The following is a 17,916-nucleotide window of genomic DNA, read 5'->3' on the forward strand; positions in this document are numbered from 1 at the left end:
ATATGAAAATGACGTCGGACGACAGCACGACCGCAAAGATCGCAACCCGACGCGCTGCCATCGCCGAAGACTATCTCACCTGGGACAGCTTCGATGAGCAGCAGCTCAGCGACCTCGGACCAACCTTGGTGACATTGATTGTCTCGCAATCGGAGACTCACGTCTCCTGGATTGAACGCGAGCGCGTGCACTGCATTTCGCCCGACACCCGCCTGAATTGGGCCATCGACGTCCTCGTCCTGATCCAGGCGAACAGCTACAGCGACAAACCCGTCGCAGACGCTCTGCTCGCACAGCTCCGGCTGCTCGCAGAGGAGACCGGCGAGCAGCGGCTATGGGATGCATGGGCGGCAGGCGCGCGGAGCGTCTGTCGCTGGCTGGATGAAGACAAGCGCGCTCCTTTCATTACGCAGTTGCAGGATTGCGCCGGGACGCATGCTTCGCCGGCCGTGAGGCTCGCGCTGGCACGGACGCTCTCGCATGAACTTGGGAAGCATCCGGTCGCTAGCATTCTGGAGGTCATGTCGTACATTCGTACGCTCGCCGAGCGTCACGGCGAGCCTGCGCTCGACACGGTCTGGGCCGAGACCGCCGCCAATGTCATCTGGCGAACTCAGCAGCAGGCCCCTGCTGTGGCAGAGCAGATCTTCGTCCAGCTGGATGACTTCACCAAGTCCAGCCAGAACCCGAAGCATCGGACAATCTGGGCATCGGCGGTCTATCGACGGCTGACCCATGAAGATTACGTTGCAGCCGATCCCGCGCGCGCCCGAGCCCAGCTCGATCAAATTCGTCCCCTGCTCGGCCGGCTCGTTTTCGAACGCTGGCCGGAGGCGGCCGTCGTCGTCCATAAGGTCCTCGTCAAAAAGGACCTGAATGCCGCAGCGGCGCTTCGCGCCGAGTTGAAGGCCGCAGCGGCCGCGTCGGGCAATCAGGAAGACTTGCGCAACTGGCTCGACGCCTGCGTTGCAGAAATCACCGCCCGACGCCTGACCGATTACGCTGCAGCCCGAGCCCTGTATGCCGAGATGCGCGCTCACGCGATCGGCGCCACCGACTATCACAGCAAGCATGCCTTCCAATCCGCCCGCGATCTGATCGAGGACTACGAGTTCAAGGTCGACCAGGGTCTCGTCAAAGAACTGCTGCAGCCGCTCGAATTGACCGCTCTTGCGAAGGAGACCGGCGACGATCTCCATGTCAGCAGGCTGGACGCCTCGCATGCTCCCGACCTGACGACGGTCGGCCATCGCATCCGTTGCCGCGACATGATCCTGGCGAACACCGCGATCGAGGCGATCCCGGATGACGTGCAGGTGACGCAGCATCTCGACGTCAGCAACTGCCGCAATTTGAAGCGCCTGCCGCGCGGCCTCAAGGTCGGACGGCTGACGGCACGGACGTGTCTCGCGCTGGAAACGCTGCCCGAGGGCCTGAACGTCGGTTATCTCGATCTCACCGGCTGTACCGCGCTCAAAACCTTGCCGGCCGATCTGGTCGTGCGCCATGGCGCCCTGATGCTGCGCGGCTGCCTGCATGTGCCGGCGCTGCCCGACAGCATCCGCCAGATCGCGCATCTCGACATTTCGGGCTGTCCCGGGATCACCTCCGTGCCGCCTAGCCTCATGGTCACCGCCTCGATCGATGTCGGCGGCTCAGGCCTGACGGCGATGCCGCCGCATTTGGCCGATGTCCCGATCCGCTGGTACGGCGTGCCGGTCGACGAGCGCATCGCCTTCCGGCCGGAGACGCTGGACGTCCAGGAAATCCTCGGCGAGCACAATGCCGAGCTTCGCCGCGTCATGATGGAGCGTTTCGGCTTCGAGCAGTTCATGACCAAGGCAAAGGCGGAAGTGCTGGACAGGGATCGCGACAGCGGCGGCCCGCGCAGCCTGCTCCGGGTTGCCGTTCCCAACGACGAGCCATTGGTCTGTGTCAGCGTGATCTGTCCCTCGACCAAGCGTCAGTTCATGCTGCGCGTGCCGCCGACCATGCGCAGCTGCCGGCAGGCCATCGCCTGGACCGCCGGCTACGACAATCCCGACGACTACCAGCCGATGGTGGAGACATGACGCCGTCCGGCACGACGCTGCCTACGCCCCTGACCGCAGCATGTGAGAGACGCGCATGAGCATCGAAGCCAACCTCTGGACATTCCACGGTCGCGACGTGGTCGATTTCGAGCCGGGCGGCAGCCTGCCCGATCCGACGCAATCCGCCATTCGCCTGGCACTGCGCGTCGAGGGCCCGTTCTCGACCTTCTCCGACCTCTGGGGCGAATTCATGAGCACCGAGGGCGTCGAGAACACCGAGGCGCTGGTGATCGGCATCTGGGGCGATCCGGAAGAAGGCATGCCCGGTTCTTCCGACCAGGCGGTGCCCATCATCGTGGCCGATGCCGATCGGCTGTCCAGGCTGCGCGCGCTGTTCTTCGGCGACATCTCCAGCGAGGAAAGCGAGATTTCGTGGATCGAGCAATCCGACGTCTCGGCGTTCTGGGGCGCCTTTCCGGCGCTGGAAGAGTTCGGCATCCGCGGCGGCCAGTCGCTGCAGCTCGGCCGCATCAAGCATGACCGGCTGAGGATCCTGAAGGTCGAAACCGGCGGCCTGTCGGGCGCTGTCGTTCGCGAGATCGCGTCCGCGGAGCTGCCTGAACTCGAGCATCTTGAAATCTGGCTGGGCAGTGAAGGCTATGGCGGCGACAGCACGCCGGCGGATCTGATCCCGATCCTCAGCGGCAACCGCTTTCCCAAGCTCGTCACCTTGGCCCTGCGCAACTGCGAATGGGCCGATGATCTCGCCGCGATCGTGGCACAGGCGCCGATCCTGTCGCGCATCAAGCGGCTCGATCTGTCGCTGGGAACGCTGGGCGACGACGGCGTCGACTATCTGGTGGCCAGTCCGGCGATCCGTGGCCTGGAGCATCTCAACATCGCCCACCATTTTGTCTCGGAAGCCGGCCTGACCAAGCTCGCCGCGCTCGGCATTCCCGTCAACACCGACGACCGGCAGAAGCAGGACAGCGACGGCGATCGCTACGTGGCCGTGGCGGAATGAACCGGCCGGTCGCCCAGAGTATGGCGTGGCAGGACCAGGCCGGGCGGAAGGCTGCGGTCATCATCGGCAGCGCCGGTGATCCACGCGTCGCGTCGTATCAGGCGGCCCGTCACCGCGCGGGACACGCACCCGCGCTGCTGATCGACTATCGTGAGCTGATCGCCGATCCCGACAAGGCGGCGTCCCGCATTCCCGCTGAGGCCGATGTCCGCATCGACTCTCCCGGCCGAGCCCCCGACGTGCTCGCGGGCCTGCTGTCGCGCGGCATCGCCGCGAGCGCGCAGCGCGGCCTGCACCATCTGTCGTATCGCGAGATCACCGAACAGCTTGAGGATCGCGGCCGGCTGCTGCCGCCGCGTCAGCTGTTCTTCGGACTGATGGACGTGCTTGCGGCGGTGGCGCGGCGGGCCGCAGCGCATGACGGCATCCGCCTCGTTCCCGATGTCGACGCCATCGCCCATGCCTTCGACAAGACGTCCTGCCACGCGAGACTCGCGGCGCGCGCGATTCCCGTTCCGGCGACGCTGCCGGCGATCGGCTCGTTCGAGGCGCTGCAGGCGGCGATGATCGCGGCGCGGATGCCGCGCGTGTTTCTCAAGCTGCAGCACGGCTCGGCCGCCGCCGGCACGGTGGCGCTGGCGACCTCGAAGCTCGGCATGCGCGCGGTGACGACGGTCGAGACCGTCGCGGACGGCGCCGGCGTGCGGCTCTACAACACGCGCGCGATCCGCAGCGAGACATCGCCGGCCGCGATCGCCCGCCTCGTCGATGCGCTGGCGCCGCATGGGCTGCATGTCGAGGCATGGGTGCCGAAGGCCAGCATCGACGGCCGCGTCGCCGATCTGCGCGTCCTCGTCATCAATGGCGAGCCGGTGTTCCGCGTGCTGCGCAAGAGCCGCCATCCGATGACCAATCTGCATCTCGGCGGCGAGCGCGCCGATGCCACAGCGCTGCTGTCGCGGATGAGCAAGCCGGCTGTCCTCGCGCTCGATGCGACCTGCCGCGCCGTGGCCCAGGCGTTTCCGGGCGCGCTGCAACTCGGCATCGACGTCGCCGTCGCCACCGGCTTTGCGCGGCACGCCGTGCTGGAGGTGAATGCGTTCGGCGACCTGCTCAAGGGCATCGCGACGGAGACCGGGCTCGACGCCTACGATCTGCAGCTCCGCGCGCTGGAGGCCGCCGCATGACGGCGCGCGCTCCTGACATCGATGCGAAGGCGGTGGTCGGCAGCCACGACATCCTGATGATCACGCTCGACACGCTGCGCTACGACGTCGCCGTCGCGGCGCTCGAAGCCGGGCAGACGCCCAACCTCGCCGGCCTGCTGCCCGGCGGCCGCTGGGAGAAGCGGCATGCGCCAGCGAGCTTCACCTATGCCGCGCACCAGGCCTTCTTTGCCGGCTTCCTGCCGACGCCCGCGCGGCCAGGTTCACATCCCCGGCTCTTCGCGGCGCGCTTTGCCGGCAGCGTCACCACGACCGACACGACCTGTGAGTTCGAGACGCCCGACATCGTCACGGGCCTGGCCGGGCGCGGCTATCACACGCTGTGCATCGGCGGCGTCGGCTTCTTCAACAAGCAGACTCCGCTCGGCAGCGTGCTGCCCGGCCTGTTCGCCGAGAGCCATTGGGACGAGACGCTCGGTGTCGCCTCGCCGCACTCGACCGAGCGCCAAGTCGCGCTGGCACTGTCGCGCATCGCCGCCCTGCCTGCGGAGCAGCGGCTGTTTCTGTTCGTCAACGTCTCGGCCCTGCACCAGCCCAACCGGCTGTTCCTGCCGGGCGCCACGCACGACACTCCGGCCTCAATGGCCGCGGCGCTGGCCTATGTCGACCGCCACGTTCCGCCGCTGTTCGCGGCGCTGACGCAGCGTGCACCGCTGCTCGCCATCATCTGCGCCGATCACGGCACCGCCTATGGCGAGGACGGCTTCCATGGTCACAGGCTTGCGCATCCCAGTGTCTGGGACGTGCCCTATGCGGAGTTCGTCTGCGCGCAGCCGGGCGAATCCGCCACAGCCGAGGTGGCGCCATGAGCATGCCCGTGGCCAAATCTGCCGACGAGACGCCGGCCACGGAGCTCACCCGCCGGCTCGCGGGATCGTTCTATCAAGGTTATGCCTATGCCTATCCGCACAAGACCGCCTATCGGCCGCTGACGCCGCCGCGGCAACTGTCCGAGATATGGTCCGCCGAGCCGAAACAGGCGCTGGAGCTCTACGTCCACATCCCGTTCTGCGCCATGCGATGCGGCTTCTGCAATCTGTTCACGACCGTCAATGCGGAGGCCGACGCAGCCGCGCGGCTGCTCGACCAGATCGCGCACGAGGCGGCAGCAGCGGCGCGCGCACTGGGACCGGCGCAATTCGCCCGCATCGCCATCGGCGGTGGCACGCCGAGCTATCTGTCGACAGACGAACTCGCACGGCTGTTTGCCATCATCGCAGAGCGGTTCGGCCTGACGCCCCAGGCGGTCACGACCTCGGTCGAGGTGTCGCCCGAAACTGTGACCGCCGAGAAGCTGGCGCTGCTGCGGTCGCTCGGCATTGATCGCATCAGCATCGGCGTCCAGTCGTTCGACGATGCGGAGGCGCGCGCGCTGGGACGGCCGCAGCGGCGCGCCGTGGTCGAGACGGCGCTCGCCGCGATATCAGCGGCGCAGTTTCCGGTGCGCAACATCGACCTGATCTATGGCGGACGCGGCCAGACGCCGGCGTCCTGGAGCGCCACACTCGAAGCCGCGCTGGCCTGGCAGCCGGAGGAGATCTTCCTCTATCCGCTCTATGTCCGCCCGCTCACCGGGCTGGCGCGCGGCGCCGACACCATCACTGCTGTCGACATCCGTCGAGATCTCTATCGCGCAGGACGCGACCGGCTGCTTGCCGCTGGCTATCAGCAGATCAACATGCGCTGCTTCCGAAGGGCCACGCCGCATCCGCCCCGCCATGACGCCATGACCGACGGCACGCTCGGGCTCGGCTGCGGCGCGCGCTCGATGACATCGGCCATGCACTATTCCAGCGAGTATGCCGTCGGACGCTCCGGGGTTCGCGACATTCTGGCCGCCTATCTCGCGCGCACGCCGGACAGCTTTGCCCAGGCGCATTTCGGCGTGGCTCTGTCGGCCGAAGACCAGCGGCGCGCTCACGTGCTGCGTGCGCTGCTCGAGGTCAGCGGCGTCTCGCGCGCGAGCTACCGGCTGGCATTCGGAACCGAGCTGGACGACGACATGCCGCAACTCGACCTGCTGGTTGGCGCCGGCCTCGCCGAGAACACCGCCGACACGTTGCGCCTCACCGCGGCAGGCCTGGAACGCGCCGATGTGATCGGCCCGTGGCTCTACACCGCCGAGGTCAATCTTCGCATGGAGAGTTTTGGATGGCGCTGAACCTGTCCATTCTCTATCGCGGCCATCTGGCGAGCTGCAATTACGGCTGCCCGTATTGTCCGTTCGCCAAGCGTCATGACAGCCGCGAGGCGCTGGCGCGCGACTATGCTGCGCTGGAGCGTTTCCTGGCCTGGATCGAGGCCCGCCCCACCGATCGCTTCAAAGTGCTGTTCACGCCGTGGGGCGAGGCTCTGATCCGAAAACCCTATCGCGCGGCGATGATCCGTCTCAGCCGTCTCGGCCATGTCGGGCGCGTCGCGATCCAGACCAACCTGTCCTGCAATCTCGACTGGGTCGCCGATTGCGACCTCGAGCGCGCGGCGTTCTGGTGCACCTATCATCCCGGCGAGATCCCGCGCGACAGCTTCCTCGACCAATGCCGCACGCTGGAGCGCATCGGCGCCCGCCATAGCGTCGGCATCGTCGGCCTGCGCGAGCATCTCGACGAGATCGAGGCGCTGCGCGCGGCGCTGCCGCCGACGACCTATCTGTGGGTCAATGCCTACAAGCGAGTCGCCGACTACTACACGTCCGAGGACATTGCGCGCATCGTCGCCGTCGATCCACTGTTCGAGCTCAATCTGCAGGTCTATCAAAGCCGCGGCCGCGCCTGCCGCGCTGGCGAGGAGATGGTCACGGTCGATGGCGACGGCGCGGTGCGGCGCTGCCATTTCGTCCGTGACGTGATCGGCAATCTCTACGATCCCGGTTTCGAGCAGGTGCTGCAGCCCCGCGCGTGCAGCGGCGACATCTGCCGCTGCCACATCGGCTACGTCCACATGCGCGATCTCGACCTCTACACCCTGTTCGGCGACGGCGTGCTGGAACGCATCCCGGCCGACACTCCTATCCGCGCCGAAGCGCAGCAGCGCCTCGCGAATATGATGCTGCCGTAGGGTGGGCAAAGGCGCGGGGCACGTTGTGAGTTCGTGGCACATCGTCGCGTGCCGTGCCCACCATCAAGCGGCGCACGCGCGGAGATGGGCGCAGTGTTTCTCCAGGCGTCATTCCGGGGCGTGCGCGGCACGAGCCCGGAATCCATAGCCACGATCGGTCGTGAGGCACGAGATCGACGTGGCACTTGTCTTGGTCCAAACCAACGTTCGGGGTTATGGATTCCGGGCTCGCGCTATCGCGCGCCCCGGAATGACAGCGGAGTGTGTGGCTTAGGGTGGCAAAAGAGCGCATCCGCGCCTTTGCGCACCCCGCGACGCCTTCACACTCGGGTGCAGTACGGGCTGATAGCCGGCCTGAAGAGCGCGCAAGGTCGAGGGCGGCGTCAGCAGCTGCGGTGTGGTCAATTCCTCGCGCGGCTGCCCATAGCCGGCGAACGACCACGGAAGTGCTCTGCCCTGCAGAATCAGAAAACTTTCGTCCCCGGCCTGAACCATCGCGCCATCGGGCAGCGTTCGAAACGGCGCGGTCAGCGGATGCAGCCGTTTGCGGCGATGGTCGAGCCGCTCGCCGTGCAGCACCTTGTCGATATCAGCCGCGCGGACGCCGCTCACGCCATTGCCCTGCTCCCACGCGGCGCGAAACCGGTTGGCGTCGTCGCGGCGGCAGTAGAAGCAGGGACGGTGGCCGGCGGCGAGCGCGGTAGCCTCATCGAGGAAGAACAGCTCGGTCCAGCTCTGCCGCGCCATGACCTCGCGGCGCTTGCCGCGGAACGCGCACAGGCAGACCAGCCAGGCAGGGCTCGACCAGCGTTTGGTCAGCAGCGTCTTGGTTGCGGGATCATGAATGATGCCGCGATTGCCGGTGAACGTCCCGCGATGCGGCGTGGCGACGATGTCGCCCATTGGGGTGACGCGGTTCTGCAGCGGCATGGCGGCACTCCATACCCGTCGTCATTGCGAGGAGCGAAGCGACGAAGCAATCCAGAGTCCCGATGACAGCCCTGGATTGCTTCGCTTCGCTCGCAATGACGACGTTGACTACGCCGCCCCGTCGCGCAGCGGCGGCGCGAACGACAGCGCCGTGTCCCACGGGAAGAAGATCCAGGTATCCTGCGACACCTCGGTGATGAAGGTGTCGACCAGCGGCCGGCCCTTCGGCTTGGCGTAGACGGTGGCGAAATGCGCATCGGGGAGAAGATCCCGGACCATGCGTCCGGTCTTGCCGGTGTCGACGAGGTCATCGACGATGAGCAGCCCCTTGCCGGTGCCGCCGCCGAGCTTGGCGGTGTCGGGCGAGATGCCCTTCAGGACCTGAAGCTCGCCCTGCTTGGTGTGGTCGTAGCTTGCGATGCAGATCGTATCGATGATGCGCACGCCAAGCTCACGCGCCACGATGGCCGCCGGCACCAAGCCACCGCGGGTGATCGCCACCACGGCATGAAACGGCCCGATCTCGTTGAGCCGCCAGGTCAGCGCCCGGCAATCACGGTGGAATTGGTCCCAGGACACCGGGAAGGCCCGGCCCGCTCGCTCCTCAGCACTCAAGGTCTTGTCTGGCATTCATCTCGTCCGTGCGTTCTCGAAACCTGAACCAGCTTTAGCGCGTCACGTTGAGCCCGGCGAGCATCTCCTTGACCGCCGCCATCGCTGCCGACAGCTTGTCCTGGTCGCGCGAGCGCACCACCAGATGGGTGTTCGGCTTCTGGTCCTCGTCGATGAAGGGATAGCTGCCGATGATGGTGTCCGGGTGCGCCTTGGCGATCTCGCGCAGCGGACCGCCGATGTCGCCCTCGCGCGAGTTGGCGCGGACCGTCTCCGACAGCATGCGGACGCCGGATTTCAGCTTCGGCGCCACGATGTCCATCATCGCCTGCATGATCGAGGGCACCCCCGCCATGACGATGACGTTGCCGAGCTTGAAGCCCGGCGCCAGGATGGTCGCGCTCTGGATCAATTCGGCACCGTCCGGAATGCGCGCCATGCGCAGCCGGGCCTCGTTGAGCTCCTGCTCGCTCCAGCGCTCGCGAAAGCGCGCCACGACCTCGGGATGATGGTCGATGCCGACGCCGAACGCCTTGGCGATCGCATCCGCCGTGATGTCGTCATGGGTCGGCCCGATGCCGCCTGTGGTGAACACATAGGTGTAGCGGTGCCGCAGTGCATCCAGCGCGGCGATGATGTCCGGCTCGTCGTCCGACACCACCCGGACCTCCTTGAGGTCGATGCCGAGATTGGTCAGGTATTCGGCGATGAAGCCGATGTTCTTGTCCTTGGTCCGGCCGGACAGGATCTCGTCGCCGATGACCAGCAACCCCGCGGTGACGATCTCGCTCATGGTATCTCCTCGCATCTCCCGTCTCTTTTGGCCCGCCGCGGCGCCAATGTCATCCGGAACGTCTGAACTTATGCCGTGGATTTGAGCATCATGCAGCCGGTTTTTCAGGCACGCTTTCCGCAACCCCTGCGAAATGCCGCCGAGGAATGCATATCGCGCTGGCCCGGGCCTTGCTACCATCCTCAGGAGTCATGCAATGTATGACGAGGCTGGGACACACGGGCATCTATGGCAGTCGCGTTCGACGAAATGAACCAGCCGGGCGGCGATGTCCGCCAGGCTTATCAAGAGCTGTCGCGGTGGCTGAAGGAAACGCCGCCGGAGGCGCTGGAGTATCGCCGTCACGAGGCGGAGCTCTTGTTCCGGCGAATCGGCATCACCTTCGCGGTGTATGGCGAGGCGGAGGCGCAGGAGCGACTGATCCCGTTCGACGTCATCCCGCGCATCCTCTCGGGCAAGGAATGGACCCTGCTGGAGAAGGGGCTGAAGCAGCGCGTCAAGGCGCTGAACATGTTCCTGCGCGACATCTATCACGGCCGCGACATCCTGCGCGCCAACGTCGTGCCGGATGACCTGATCTTCCAGAACCCGGTGTTCCGCCCGGAGATGAACGGGCAGGACGTGCCGCACGACGTCTATGTCCACATCGCCGGCATCGACATCGTCCGCGTCGACGCCAACGACTTCATCGTGCTCGAGGACAATGCGCGCACGCCGTCGGGCGTGTCGTACATGCTGGAAAACCGCGAGATCATGATGCGGCTGTTTCCGGACCTGTTCGCGAGGCACCGCGTCGCGCCAGTGGAGCGCTATCCGGACGAACTGCTGTCGTGCTTGCGCTCGGTCGCGCCGCTCAGCGCCTCGGCCGAGCCGACGGTCGCGCTGATGACGCCCGGCATCTACAATTCCGCCTATTACGAGCACTCGTTCCTCGCCGACAAGCTCGGCATCGAGCTGGTCGAGGGCCGCGACCTCATCGTCAAGAACGACGAGGTGTTCATGCGCACCACCGAGGGGTTGAAGCGGGTCGACGTGATCTACCGCCGCGTCGACGACGACTTCCTCGACCCCCTCACCTTCCGGCCGGATTCGGCGCTCGGCGTGCCCGGGCTGATGTCGGCCTATGTCGCCGGCAACGTCACGCTCGCCAACGCGGTCGGCACCGGCATCGCCGACGACAAGGCGATCTATTCCTACATGCCGGACGTCGTGAAGTTCTATCTGGGCGAGGAGCCGATCCTGAAGAACGTGCAGACCTGGCGCTGCCGCGAACCAGCCGACCTGTCCTACGTGCTCGACCATCTCGGCGAGCTCGTCGTCAAGGAGGTGCACGGCTCCGGCGGCTACGGCATGCTGATCGGCCCGGCGGCGACGAAGGCGACCATCGAGGCGTTCCGCGACAAGCTGAAGCGCGAGCCGGAGGGCTTCATTGCCCAGCCGACCCTGGCGCTGTCGACCTGCCCGACCTGCGTGACCTCGGGGCTGGCGCCGCGCCATGTCGATCTCCGGCCGTTCGTGCTGACCGGGCGCGACCGCACCACCATCGTGCCCGGCGGCCTCACCCGCGTGGCGCTGAAGGAGGGCTCGCTGGTCGTGAACTCCAGCCAGGGCGGCGGCACCAAGGACACATGGGTGCTGGATGAGTAGAGGTTACGCACATATCTCGCGGCTCGGTCACCTCTCCCCGCTTGCGGGGGCGCGACGAGCTTCGCTCGTGCTGAGAGGTCGGATTGCATCGCCAGATGCAATCCGAGTGAGGGGGTACAGGTCAATCAACTCGCACCACCCGCGCGGCTGCCCCTCACCCCAGCCCTCTCAGCGCGAGCGAAGCTCGTCGCGCCCCCGTGAAGAACGGGGAGAGGGAGCGCACTGCGCTCGCCGCAATAGCTCGACCACGAGCTTCATTCCCGTGCACGCCTTCCCCGTCGCCGGGGCAGGTTCACTCCGCACATTGTAGATTGCCCATGCTGTCGCGCACCGCCGAAAACCTGTACTGGCTCGCCCGCTATGTGGAGCGCGCCGAGTATCTCGCCCGCACCATCGACGCGACGTTGCGCGTCACCGCCCTTCCCGCGGCCTATATCGGCAAGACCAACGAGTGGGAATCGGCGCTGCTGACCGCCGGCGTCAGTGCCAGCTTCTACGAGCACTATTCCGAGGCCAACGAGCAGAACGTCATCGAGTATCTCTCGTTCAACCCATCGAACCCGTCCTCGATCAAGAACTGCATCGAGGCCGCCCGCCTCAACGCGCGCTCGGTCCGGACGGCGCTGACCTCGGAGATGTGGGACACCCTCAACGGCTCCTGGATCGAGTTGCAGGAAGTCTGGAGCAAAGGCACCAAGACGCGCGAGGAACTGGCGCGCTTCCTGCGCTTCGTGCAGGAGACTTCGCTGCGCTTCGACGGCTCGGCCTATCGGACCATGCTCCGCAACGACGCCTATTGGTTCTCGCGGCTCGGCCTGCATCTCGAACGCGCCGACAACACCGCGCGCATTCTCGACGTGAAATATCACTTGCTGCTGCCCGAGGAGGAGCATGTCGGCGGCCCGCTCGACTACTACCAGTGGACCTCGATCCTGCGCTCGGTGTCGGCGCTGACGGCCTATCACTGGGTGTATCGCGAGACGCTGAAACCCTGGCTGATCGCCGATCTCCTCATCCTCAACGACACGCTGCCGCGCTCGCTGGCCAGTTGCTACGGCAACCTCGTCCGCAATCTCGACCAGATCGGCGTCGCCTATGGCCGCCAGGGTCCGTCGCAGCGGCACGCGCGCGGCGTCCGCAACCGGCTCGAGCATTCCAACATGGACGACATCTTCCAGCACGGCGTCCACGAGTTCATCCAGGAGTTCATCGCCGACAATTCGCGGCTGGGAGAGATCATCACCAAGCAATATCTGATCTGACGACGGCGGCGCGCCGGACTGTGGCCGCAAGACCACGCCCGGAGCCCCGATTTACTCGTCGATCCAGCCCAAGGCCCGGCCTGCCCTTTCGGGCGAAGGTGAAACGAGCTACCGCGGACAGCACATCTGACGAAGACTGGTCGACCGCCATGCGCCTGCGTATCTCCCATTCCACCACCTACCGCTACGAGCCGGCGGCGACCGGCGTCATCCAGATCATCCGCATGACGCCCGGCAGCCATGACGGCCAATATGTGGCGGAATGGCAGATCGACGTCTCGACCGATTCGCGGCTCGACATGCACGAGGACGCGTTCGGCAACGTGACCCATGTGATCACCCATGGGCCGCTCGGGGATCTCACGATCACCGCCGAAGGCCTGGTGGAGACCCACGACACCGGCGGTGTGCTGAAGGGATCGGACGAGCGGTTTCCGCCGAGCTTCTTCCTGCGCCAGACCCCGCTCACGACCGCCAACGCGGCGATGGCGACCATCGTGCGCGACCTGCGCGCGGAATCGGAAAGCGACGTGCTCGGCTTCCTGCACACGCTGATGACGCAGATCTACGAGCACATGACCTTCGACGAGAGTCCGACCCATAGCGGCACCTCGGCCACGGAGGCGTTCGGTCTGCGGCGCGGCGTCTGCCAGGATTATGCTCATATCTTCATTGCCTGCGCGCGCGCTGGCGGCATCCCGGCGCGCTTCGTGTCCGGACACTTCCTGCGCTCCGATGGTGCAGTGCACCAGGAAGCCGGCCATGCCTGGGCGGAAGCCTTCATTCCCGGCCTCGGCTGGGTCGGGTTCGACGCCGCCAACTGCATCTGCACAACCGACGCGCATGTGCGGGTGGCGCTCGGGCTCGATTATCTCGGCGCGGCGCCGGTGCGCGGCACGCGCTATGGCGGCGGCGCCGAGACCCTCACCGTCAAGGTCAAGGTCGAGCAGGTCGGCCGCGGCGGCCAGTCGCAATCGCAGTCGCAGTCGCAGCGGCAGTCCTGAATTCGGGCCCGCGCCCGTAACCCCACCCTCGATGTCATTCCGGGGCGCGCGCAAGCGCGAACCCGGAATCCATCGCCCCGCAGAACGTGCCGAAAGATGGATTCCGGGCTCGTCGCTTCGCGCCGCCCCGGAATGACGACCTCTGTTGTAGCGACGGCGGGGGTCTTCGGCACAGCGGGGTTGGACCGGCCGCCGATTTTCGCTAGTAATTCGCGCTCTGGCTCGAGGGGACGACGATGACCTATTGCTGCGGAATTCTGGTGCGTGACGGGCTCGTCATGATCGCCGACACCAGGACCAACGCCGGTCTCGACAACGTCTCGACGTTCCGCAAGCTGCACATCTTCTCCAATCCCGGCGAGCGCATCCTCGCCATCGCCAGCGCCGGCAATCTCGCCATCAGCCAGTCGGTGCTATCGACACTGACCGAGGGCATGGAAGATCCCAACACGGGCGAGGTCGAGACGCTGATGAACGCGCCAACCATGTTCCAGGCGGCACAGCGCATCGGCAAGGCGATCCGCACGGTGCACGCCACCGAAGGCCCGGCGCTGAAGGCCGAGGACATCTCGTTCGACGTCTCGTTCCTGTTCGGCGGCCAGATCAAGGGCTCGCGGATGCGGCTGTTCATGGTCTACACCGCCGGCAACTTCATCGAATGCACGACGGACACGCCCTATTTGCAGATCGGCGAGCACAAATACGGCAAGCCGGTGCTCGACCGCGCGATGCACTATGACGTCGAGCTCTATGATGCCCTGAAGACGGGTCTGATCTCGATGGATTCGACGATGCGCTCGAACCTCGGCGTCGGGATGCCGATCGACGTTCTGGTCGTGCGTGCGGAGGCCTGCGAGGCCGACCTCAACCACCGCATCGAGGCCGGCGAGCCGTATTTCCACGACCTCCGCTCGCGCTGGTCGGCCGCCCTGCGCGCCGCGCACAACAACATTCCACGGCCGCCCTACAAGACGCAAAGCGAATCGAAGCACTGAAACGCAGAAATCGAAACTGCAATACCGATCAAAACTGAAGGTGAGGAAACATGGCTGAAGCGGCAAAGAAGATCGCAGTGGTGACGGGCGCAGGCACGGGTGTCGGCCGCGCCGCATCACTGGCGCTGATGGATGCAGGCTTCACGGTCGTGCTGGTCGGGCGCCGCAAGGAGATGCTGGAGGAAACAGCCAAGCTCGGCCCGGCCGGCATGAGCCTCCCCGTCACAGCCGACATGATGGACCCCGCCTCGATCGCGGCGCTGTTCGACACCGTCAAGTCGACCTACGGCCGGCTCGACCTGCTGTTCAACAACGCCGGCATGGGCGCGCCGCCGGTGCCGTTCGAGGACCTCACGATGCAGCAATGGCAATCGGTGGTGGCGACCAACCTCACGGCGCCGTTCCTGTGCACGCAGCACGCCTTCCGTATCATGAAGGACCAGAACCCGCGCGGCGGCCGCATCATCAACAACGGCTCGATCTCGGCACACGCGCCGCGGCCGTTCTCCTCGCCCTACACCTCGACCAAGCATGCGATCACCGGGCTCACCCGGGCGTCGAATCTCGACGGCCGCGCCTACGATATCGCCGTCGGCCAGATCGACATCGGCAATGCCGAGACGCCGATGACCGAGCGCATGGTCGGCGGCGTGCTGCAGCCGGACGGCCGCATGATGCCGGAGCCGCGCATGGACGTGAAGGCGGTCGGTGACGCCGTCGCCTACATGGCCGGCCTGCCGCTGTCCGCCAACGTCCTGTTCATCACGGTCATGGCGACCAAGATGCCGTTCGTCGGCCGGGGCTAATCCAGCGCGGCGCGCGGCTCAGGCCGTGCGCCGCCGCAACGGCTCGCGCTCCTCGCGCGGCACGATCGAGACGCCCTGCTCCGCCTGGCTCAGGCCGACGCTAAACTTGCGACATTTGTGCAGCGAGGGATGCAGCGGCTCCCGCGGGCTCGCGCTCATGTCGTAGTTGAGGAACGACAGCAGCAGCTGGAAGCCCATCAGCAAGGTCAGCGCTGCGACCATGATGGTTCCGGTCGGCACCAGCTGGTCCGGCGGCGCCGCCAGCCAGTGATAGCCGCCGAACACCAGACCAAAGCCGAGCAGCGCCACGCCTGCAAGCAGCTGCAGCGAGGCCAACGACAGGTCACGGAAGAAGTATCGATAGAGCACGCGGCGGCTCAGATTGCGCAGATGCCCCGCGAGGAACGGTCCGAACTGCTCGGAGACACGCAGGTTCGAGATCTCGCCGCCGTAGCGGGCGCGCATCGGAAACTCGACCACCTTGGCGCGCAGCAGGCCGAGATGGAACAGCAGGTCGGTCTCGAAGAAGTAGCGGTTGGCGATGCGGTCGACGTCGAGCAGTTCGGCGATCCGCGCATGCACGGCAAAGAAGCCGTTGGTCGGATCCATGATGGTCCAATAGCCGGTCGACAGCTTGGCCATGAACGACAAAGCGAGATTGCCGAACAGGCGTACCGGCGGCATCGTGGCGGCGTTGTTGAGGAAGAAGAAGCGGTCGCCCTTGACGTAGTCGGCCTGTCCGCTCTCGATCGGCTGGACCAGCGCCGGCACCAGCGCCGGGTCCATCTGGCCGTCGGCGTCGATCTTGACGATGATCTCGGCGCCGCGGCGGATCGCGAATTGCAGCCCGGAGAGAAAAGCGCCTCCGACACCGCGATTGGCATCGTGGCGAAGCACAACCACCCGTTGATCGGAACACAGATTGGCCACCAGAAGCGCGGTCCCGTCGGGACAGCAATCGTCGACCACCACGATCAGGCCGACCTCCGGCCCGATCGCGGCGATGACCGGCAGGATGGTATCCGCCGCCCGAAACGCAGGAATGACCACGGCAATTCCAGCCGCATCCATGACGAGCCCCCTGCTGCGCTGCCTTCTGCTGAACGGTCGAACCGCCGTCGCGCAACCTAAGGTAATATGGCCCGGCAGGATTAAACGGTATCTTAAGGCGGGCCCGATAATTTGCGGAGGTTACCGTCTTCGTCCGCCACCTGGAGTCGTCACCGAGCCAGCTCCATGCCGCCATCCGCGTCGCGCACCATACGGACGACAGGGCCGGGACGACTGCTCGAGGTCGTGACGCCGGCGGCCGCTGATCCCGCCGACCGCGAGATGCTGCGCAGCCTGCTCATCCTGGGCGGCCTGCTGTTCGTGCTGACGCTGGCGACCTATTTAGCGACCGCGCATTGGACCTGGCCCTTTCCGCGCGACAAGACGACGCTGGTGATCGGCCGCGACTTTCTGAACCTCTGGATGTTCGGCCGCGCCGCCTTCGGCGACGATCCCACCCGCTTCTACGATCTCGTGGCCTACAACCACGAGTTGGCGGCCATGCTGGGCTCGGACTATCCGATCCAGAACTGGCCCAATCCGCCCAATGCGCTGGTGGTGATGGCGCCGTTCGGGCTGCTCGACTACTTCCCGGCGCTCGCCGCCTGGGCCGTTCTCAGCGCGCTCGCGCTTGACGTGGCCTGCCGCGATGCCTTCGCCGACCGGCGGGCACTGCTGCTCGTGGCCGTGTCTCCCGCCGCGCTGATGTGCCTGCTGTCGGGCCAGAGCTCGTTTTTGACGACGGCCGCGCTATTCGGAAGCCTCGCGCTGATGGACCGCAGGCCGGCGCTCGCGGGACTGCTGATCGGGTTGCTCACCGCCAAGCCGCAGCTCGGCCTGTTGCTTCCGGTGATGCTGGTCGCTTCCGGTCGCTGGCGCGTCATCGCCTGGTCGACTCTGGCAACGACGGCGCTGTTCGGCGCCAGCGTCGCGATCGGGGGCGTGCAGGCTTGGCACGACTACGTCACCAAGGCCGCTCCGATGCTCAGCGAAGTGCTGCGTGATCCCACTGGCATCGCCGTGCCCTATCACGCCACGCTGTTCATGAGCTTCCGCGGCCTGCTCGGCGATCGCGCCGCCGACGCGATCCAGCTGATCGCGGCGGTGGCGGCGGTCATCGGCGTGTTCGTCGTGTACCGCCTGCGCAAGGATGCCGATCCGGCACGGCTGCGAGCCTTCCTGTTCGCCAGCACGATCTGCGTGTCGCCCTATATGGGCACCTATGACGTGCTGCCGCTGACCTGCGCCGCTCTCGCGCTGCTCGCCGCTGGAGGCCTGGACGATGTCGGCCGCAGGCTGGTGCAACTGGTGTTCTGGCTGCCGGCCCTGCAACTGCTGCTCGGCAACGTCCAGCTGCCCGGCGCCGGCCTCATTCCGCCGGCCTTTGCCCTCTATCTCGGCTGGCACCTGCTCGCGCCGGCGCGACGGACAGCGCAACTCGACGAACCGAGCATTGCGGCTAGCTAAGGAAGGCTAC

The 17,916-nt window shown here is 66.2% G+C and carries 16 protein-coding genes; 12 read left to right on the plus strand and 4 right to left on the minus strand.

The window, feature by feature from the left end:
• Positions 1-2 precede the first annotated feature (2 nt).
• The 6 genes from ACQR07_RS19960 to ACQR07_RS19985 are packed head-to-tail and all read left to right on the plus strand — an operon-like array spanning position 3 to position 7,340.
• Positions 3-2,072: a DUF6745 domain-containing protein gene (locus tag ACQR07_RS19960; RefSeq protein ID WP_434903886.1), complete on the plus strand. Its 2,070-nt coding sequence runs from the start codon at positions 3-5 to the stop codon at positions 2,070-2,072.
• A 55-nt stretch (positions 2,073-2,127) separates the two neighbouring features.
• Positions 2,128-3,057 (plus strand): STM4015 family protein, encoded by a 930-nt coding sequence (locus tag ACQR07_RS19965; RefSeq protein WP_434903887.1) that lies wholly within the window; start codon positions 2,128-2,130, stop codon positions 3,055-3,057.
• The gene (locus tag ACQR07_RS19970) at positions 3,054-4,244 is read left to right on the plus strand and encodes an STM4014 family protein (RefSeq protein ID WP_434903888.1); all 1,191 of its coding nucleotides are present in this window, start codon (positions 3,054-3,056) and stop codon (positions 4,242-4,244) included. Before ACQR07_RS19965 ends, ACQR07_RS19970 begins: the two co-directional genes overlap by 4 nt.
• A complete protein-coding gene (locus tag ACQR07_RS19975; RefSeq protein WP_434903889.1) occupies positions 4,241-5,092 on the plus strand; it encodes an STM4013/SEN3800 family hydrolase in 852 nt (283 codons plus the stop codon). Before ACQR07_RS19970 ends, ACQR07_RS19975 begins: the two co-directional genes overlap by 4 nt.
• Complete coding sequence (locus ACQR07_RS19980) at positions 5,089-6,444, plus strand: STM4012 family radical SAM protein (protein ID WP_434903890.1); 1,356 nt, start codon at positions 5,089-5,091, stop codon at positions 6,442-6,444. Before ACQR07_RS19975 ends, ACQR07_RS19980 begins: the two co-directional genes overlap by 4 nt.
• The gene (locus ACQR07_RS19985) at positions 6,435-7,340 is read left to right on the plus strand and encodes an STM4011 family radical SAM protein (protein WP_434903891.1); all 906 of its coding nucleotides are present in this window, start codon (positions 6,435-6,437) and stop codon (positions 7,338-7,340) included. Before ACQR07_RS19980 ends, ACQR07_RS19985 begins: the two co-directional genes overlap by 10 nt.
• Positions 7,341-7,610: 270 nt before the next feature.
• Here ACQR07_RS19985 and ACQR07_RS19990 read toward each other — a convergent pair whose 3' ends face one another.
• From ACQR07_RS19990 to ACQR07_RS20000, 3 genes are all read right to left on the minus strand, one after another.
• Positions 7,611-8,270, minus strand: a complete 660-nt coding sequence (locus tag ACQR07_RS19990; RefSeq protein WP_434903892.1) for a hypothetical protein — start codon at positions 8,268-8,270, stop codon at positions 7,611-7,613.
• Positions 8,271-8,378: 108 nt separating this feature from the next.
• Complete coding sequence (gpt, locus tag ACQR07_RS19995; RefSeq protein WP_434864789.1) at positions 8,379-8,900, minus strand: xanthine phosphoribosyltransferase; 522 nt, start codon at positions 8,898-8,900, stop codon at positions 8,379-8,381.
• A gap of 37 nt (positions 8,901-8,937) precedes the next feature.
• On the minus strand, positions 8,938-9,675 hold the full coding sequence (locus ACQR07_RS20000) for a competence/damage-inducible protein A (protein WP_434864790.1): 738 nt from the start codon (positions 9,673-9,675) through the stop codon (positions 8,938-8,940).
• 228 nt (positions 9,676-9,903) lie between these two features.
• On the opposite strand from ACQR07_RS20000, the gene ACQR07_RS20005 reads away from it, so the two are divergent.
• From ACQR07_RS20005 to ACQR07_RS20025, 5 genes are all read left to right on the plus strand, one after another.
• A complete protein-coding gene (locus ACQR07_RS20005) occupies positions 9,904-11,322 on the plus strand; it encodes a circularly permuted type 2 ATP-grasp protein (RefSeq protein ID WP_434903893.1) in 1,419 nt (472 codons plus the stop codon).
• 317 nt (positions 11,323-11,639) lie between these two features.
• Positions 11,640-12,584 carry an alpha-E domain-containing protein gene (locus ACQR07_RS20010; RefSeq protein ID WP_434864792.1) on the plus strand — a complete coding sequence of 315 codons (945 nt, stop codon included), beginning with the start codon at positions 11,640-11,642 and terminating at the stop codon, positions 12,582-12,584.
• Between the two features lie 149 nt (positions 12,585-12,733).
• Complete coding sequence (locus ACQR07_RS20015) at positions 12,734-13,588, plus strand: transglutaminase family protein (protein ID WP_434903894.1); 855 nt, start codon at positions 12,734-12,736, stop codon at positions 13,586-13,588.
• A 236-nt stretch (positions 13,589-13,824) separates the two neighbouring features.
• Positions 13,825-14,583 (plus strand): peptidase, encoded by a 759-nt coding sequence (locus ACQR07_RS20020; protein WP_434903895.1) that lies wholly within the window; start codon positions 13,825-13,827, stop codon positions 14,581-14,583.
• A 50-nt stretch (positions 14,584-14,633) separates the two neighbouring features.
• Complete coding sequence (locus ACQR07_RS20025) at positions 14,634-15,389, plus strand: SDR family oxidoreductase (protein WP_434903896.1); 756 nt, start codon at positions 14,634-14,636, stop codon at positions 15,387-15,389.
• Positions 15,390-15,407: 18 nt separating this feature from the next.
• Here ACQR07_RS20025 and ACQR07_RS20030 read toward each other — a convergent pair whose 3' ends face one another.
• A complete protein-coding gene (locus ACQR07_RS20030) occupies positions 15,408-16,460 on the minus strand; it encodes a glycosyltransferase family 2 protein (RefSeq protein ID WP_434903897.1) in 1,053 nt (350 codons plus the stop codon).
• Positions 16,461-16,625: 165 nt separating this feature from the next.
• On the opposite strand from ACQR07_RS20030, the gene ACQR07_RS20035 reads away from it, so the two are divergent.
• Entirely contained in the window at positions 16,626-17,906 is a 1,281-nt protein-coding gene (locus tag ACQR07_RS20035) for a glycosyltransferase family 87 protein (protein ID WP_434903898.1), read from the plus strand.
• The last annotated feature ends 10 nt before the right edge of the window (positions 17,907-17,916 follow it).

It is taken from the genome of Bradyrhizobium sp. HKCCYLS20291 (assembly GCF_051167715.1).
Lineage (GTDB): Bacteria > Pseudomonadota > Alphaproteobacteria > Rhizobiales > Xanthobacteraceae > Bradyrhizobium.

Coding starts and splice junctions, on each gene's coding strand:
- ACQR07_RS19960 (WP_434903886.1), top strand. CDS start 3: ATGAAAATGACGTCGGACGACAGCACGACCGCAAAGATCGCAACCCGA.
- ACQR07_RS19965 (WP_434903887.1), top strand. CDS start 2,128: ATGAGCATCGAAGCCAACCTCTGGACATTCCACGGTCGCGACGTGGTC.
- ACQR07_RS19970 (WP_434903888.1), top strand. CDS start 3,054: ATGAACCGGCCGGTCGCCCAGAGTATGGCGTGGCAGGACCAGGCCGGG.
- ACQR07_RS19975 (WP_434903889.1), top strand. CDS start 4,241: ATGACGGCGCGCGCTCCTGACATCGATGCGAAGGCGGTGGTCGGCAGC.
- ACQR07_RS19980 (WP_434903890.1), top strand. CDS start 5,089: ATGAGCATGCCCGTGGCCAAATCTGCCGACGAGACGCCGGCCACGGAG.
- ACQR07_RS19985 (WP_434903891.1), top strand. CDS start 6,435: ATGGCGCTGAACCTGTCCATTCTCTATCGCGGCCATCTGGCGAGCTGC.
- ACQR07_RS19990 (WP_434903892.1), bottom strand. CDS start 8,270: ATGCCGCTGCAGAACCGCGTCACCCCAATGGGCGACATCGTCGCCACG.
- gpt (WP_434864789.1), bottom strand. CDS start 8,900: ATGCCAGACAAGACCTTGAGTGCTGAGGAGCGAGCGGGCCGGGCCTTC.
- ACQR07_RS20000 (WP_434864790.1), bottom strand. CDS start 9,675: ATGAGCGAGATCGTCACCGCGGGGTTGCTGGTCATCGGCGACGAGATC.
- ACQR07_RS20005 (WP_434903893.1), top strand. CDS start 9,904: ATGGCAGTCGCGTTCGACGAAATGAACCAGCCGGGCGGCGATGTCCGC.
- ACQR07_RS20010 (WP_434864792.1), top strand. CDS start 11,640: ATGCTGTCGCGCACCGCCGAAAACCTGTACTGGCTCGCCCGCTATGTG.
- ACQR07_RS20015 (WP_434903894.1), top strand. CDS start 12,734: ATGCGCCTGCGTATCTCCCATTCCACCACCTACCGCTACGAGCCGGCG.
- ACQR07_RS20020 (WP_434903895.1), top strand. CDS start 13,825: ATGACCTATTGCTGCGGAATTCTGGTGCGTGACGGGCTCGTCATGATC.
- ACQR07_RS20025 (WP_434903896.1), top strand. CDS start 14,634: ATGGCTGAAGCGGCAAAGAAGATCGCAGTGGTGACGGGCGCAGGCACG.
- ACQR07_RS20030 (WP_434903897.1), bottom strand. CDS start 16,460: ATGGATGCGGCTGGAATTGCCGTGGTCATTCCTGCGTTTCGGGCGGCG.
- ACQR07_RS20035 (WP_434903898.1), top strand. CDS start 16,626: ATGCCGCCATCCGCGTCGCGCACCATACGGACGACAGGGCCGGGACGA.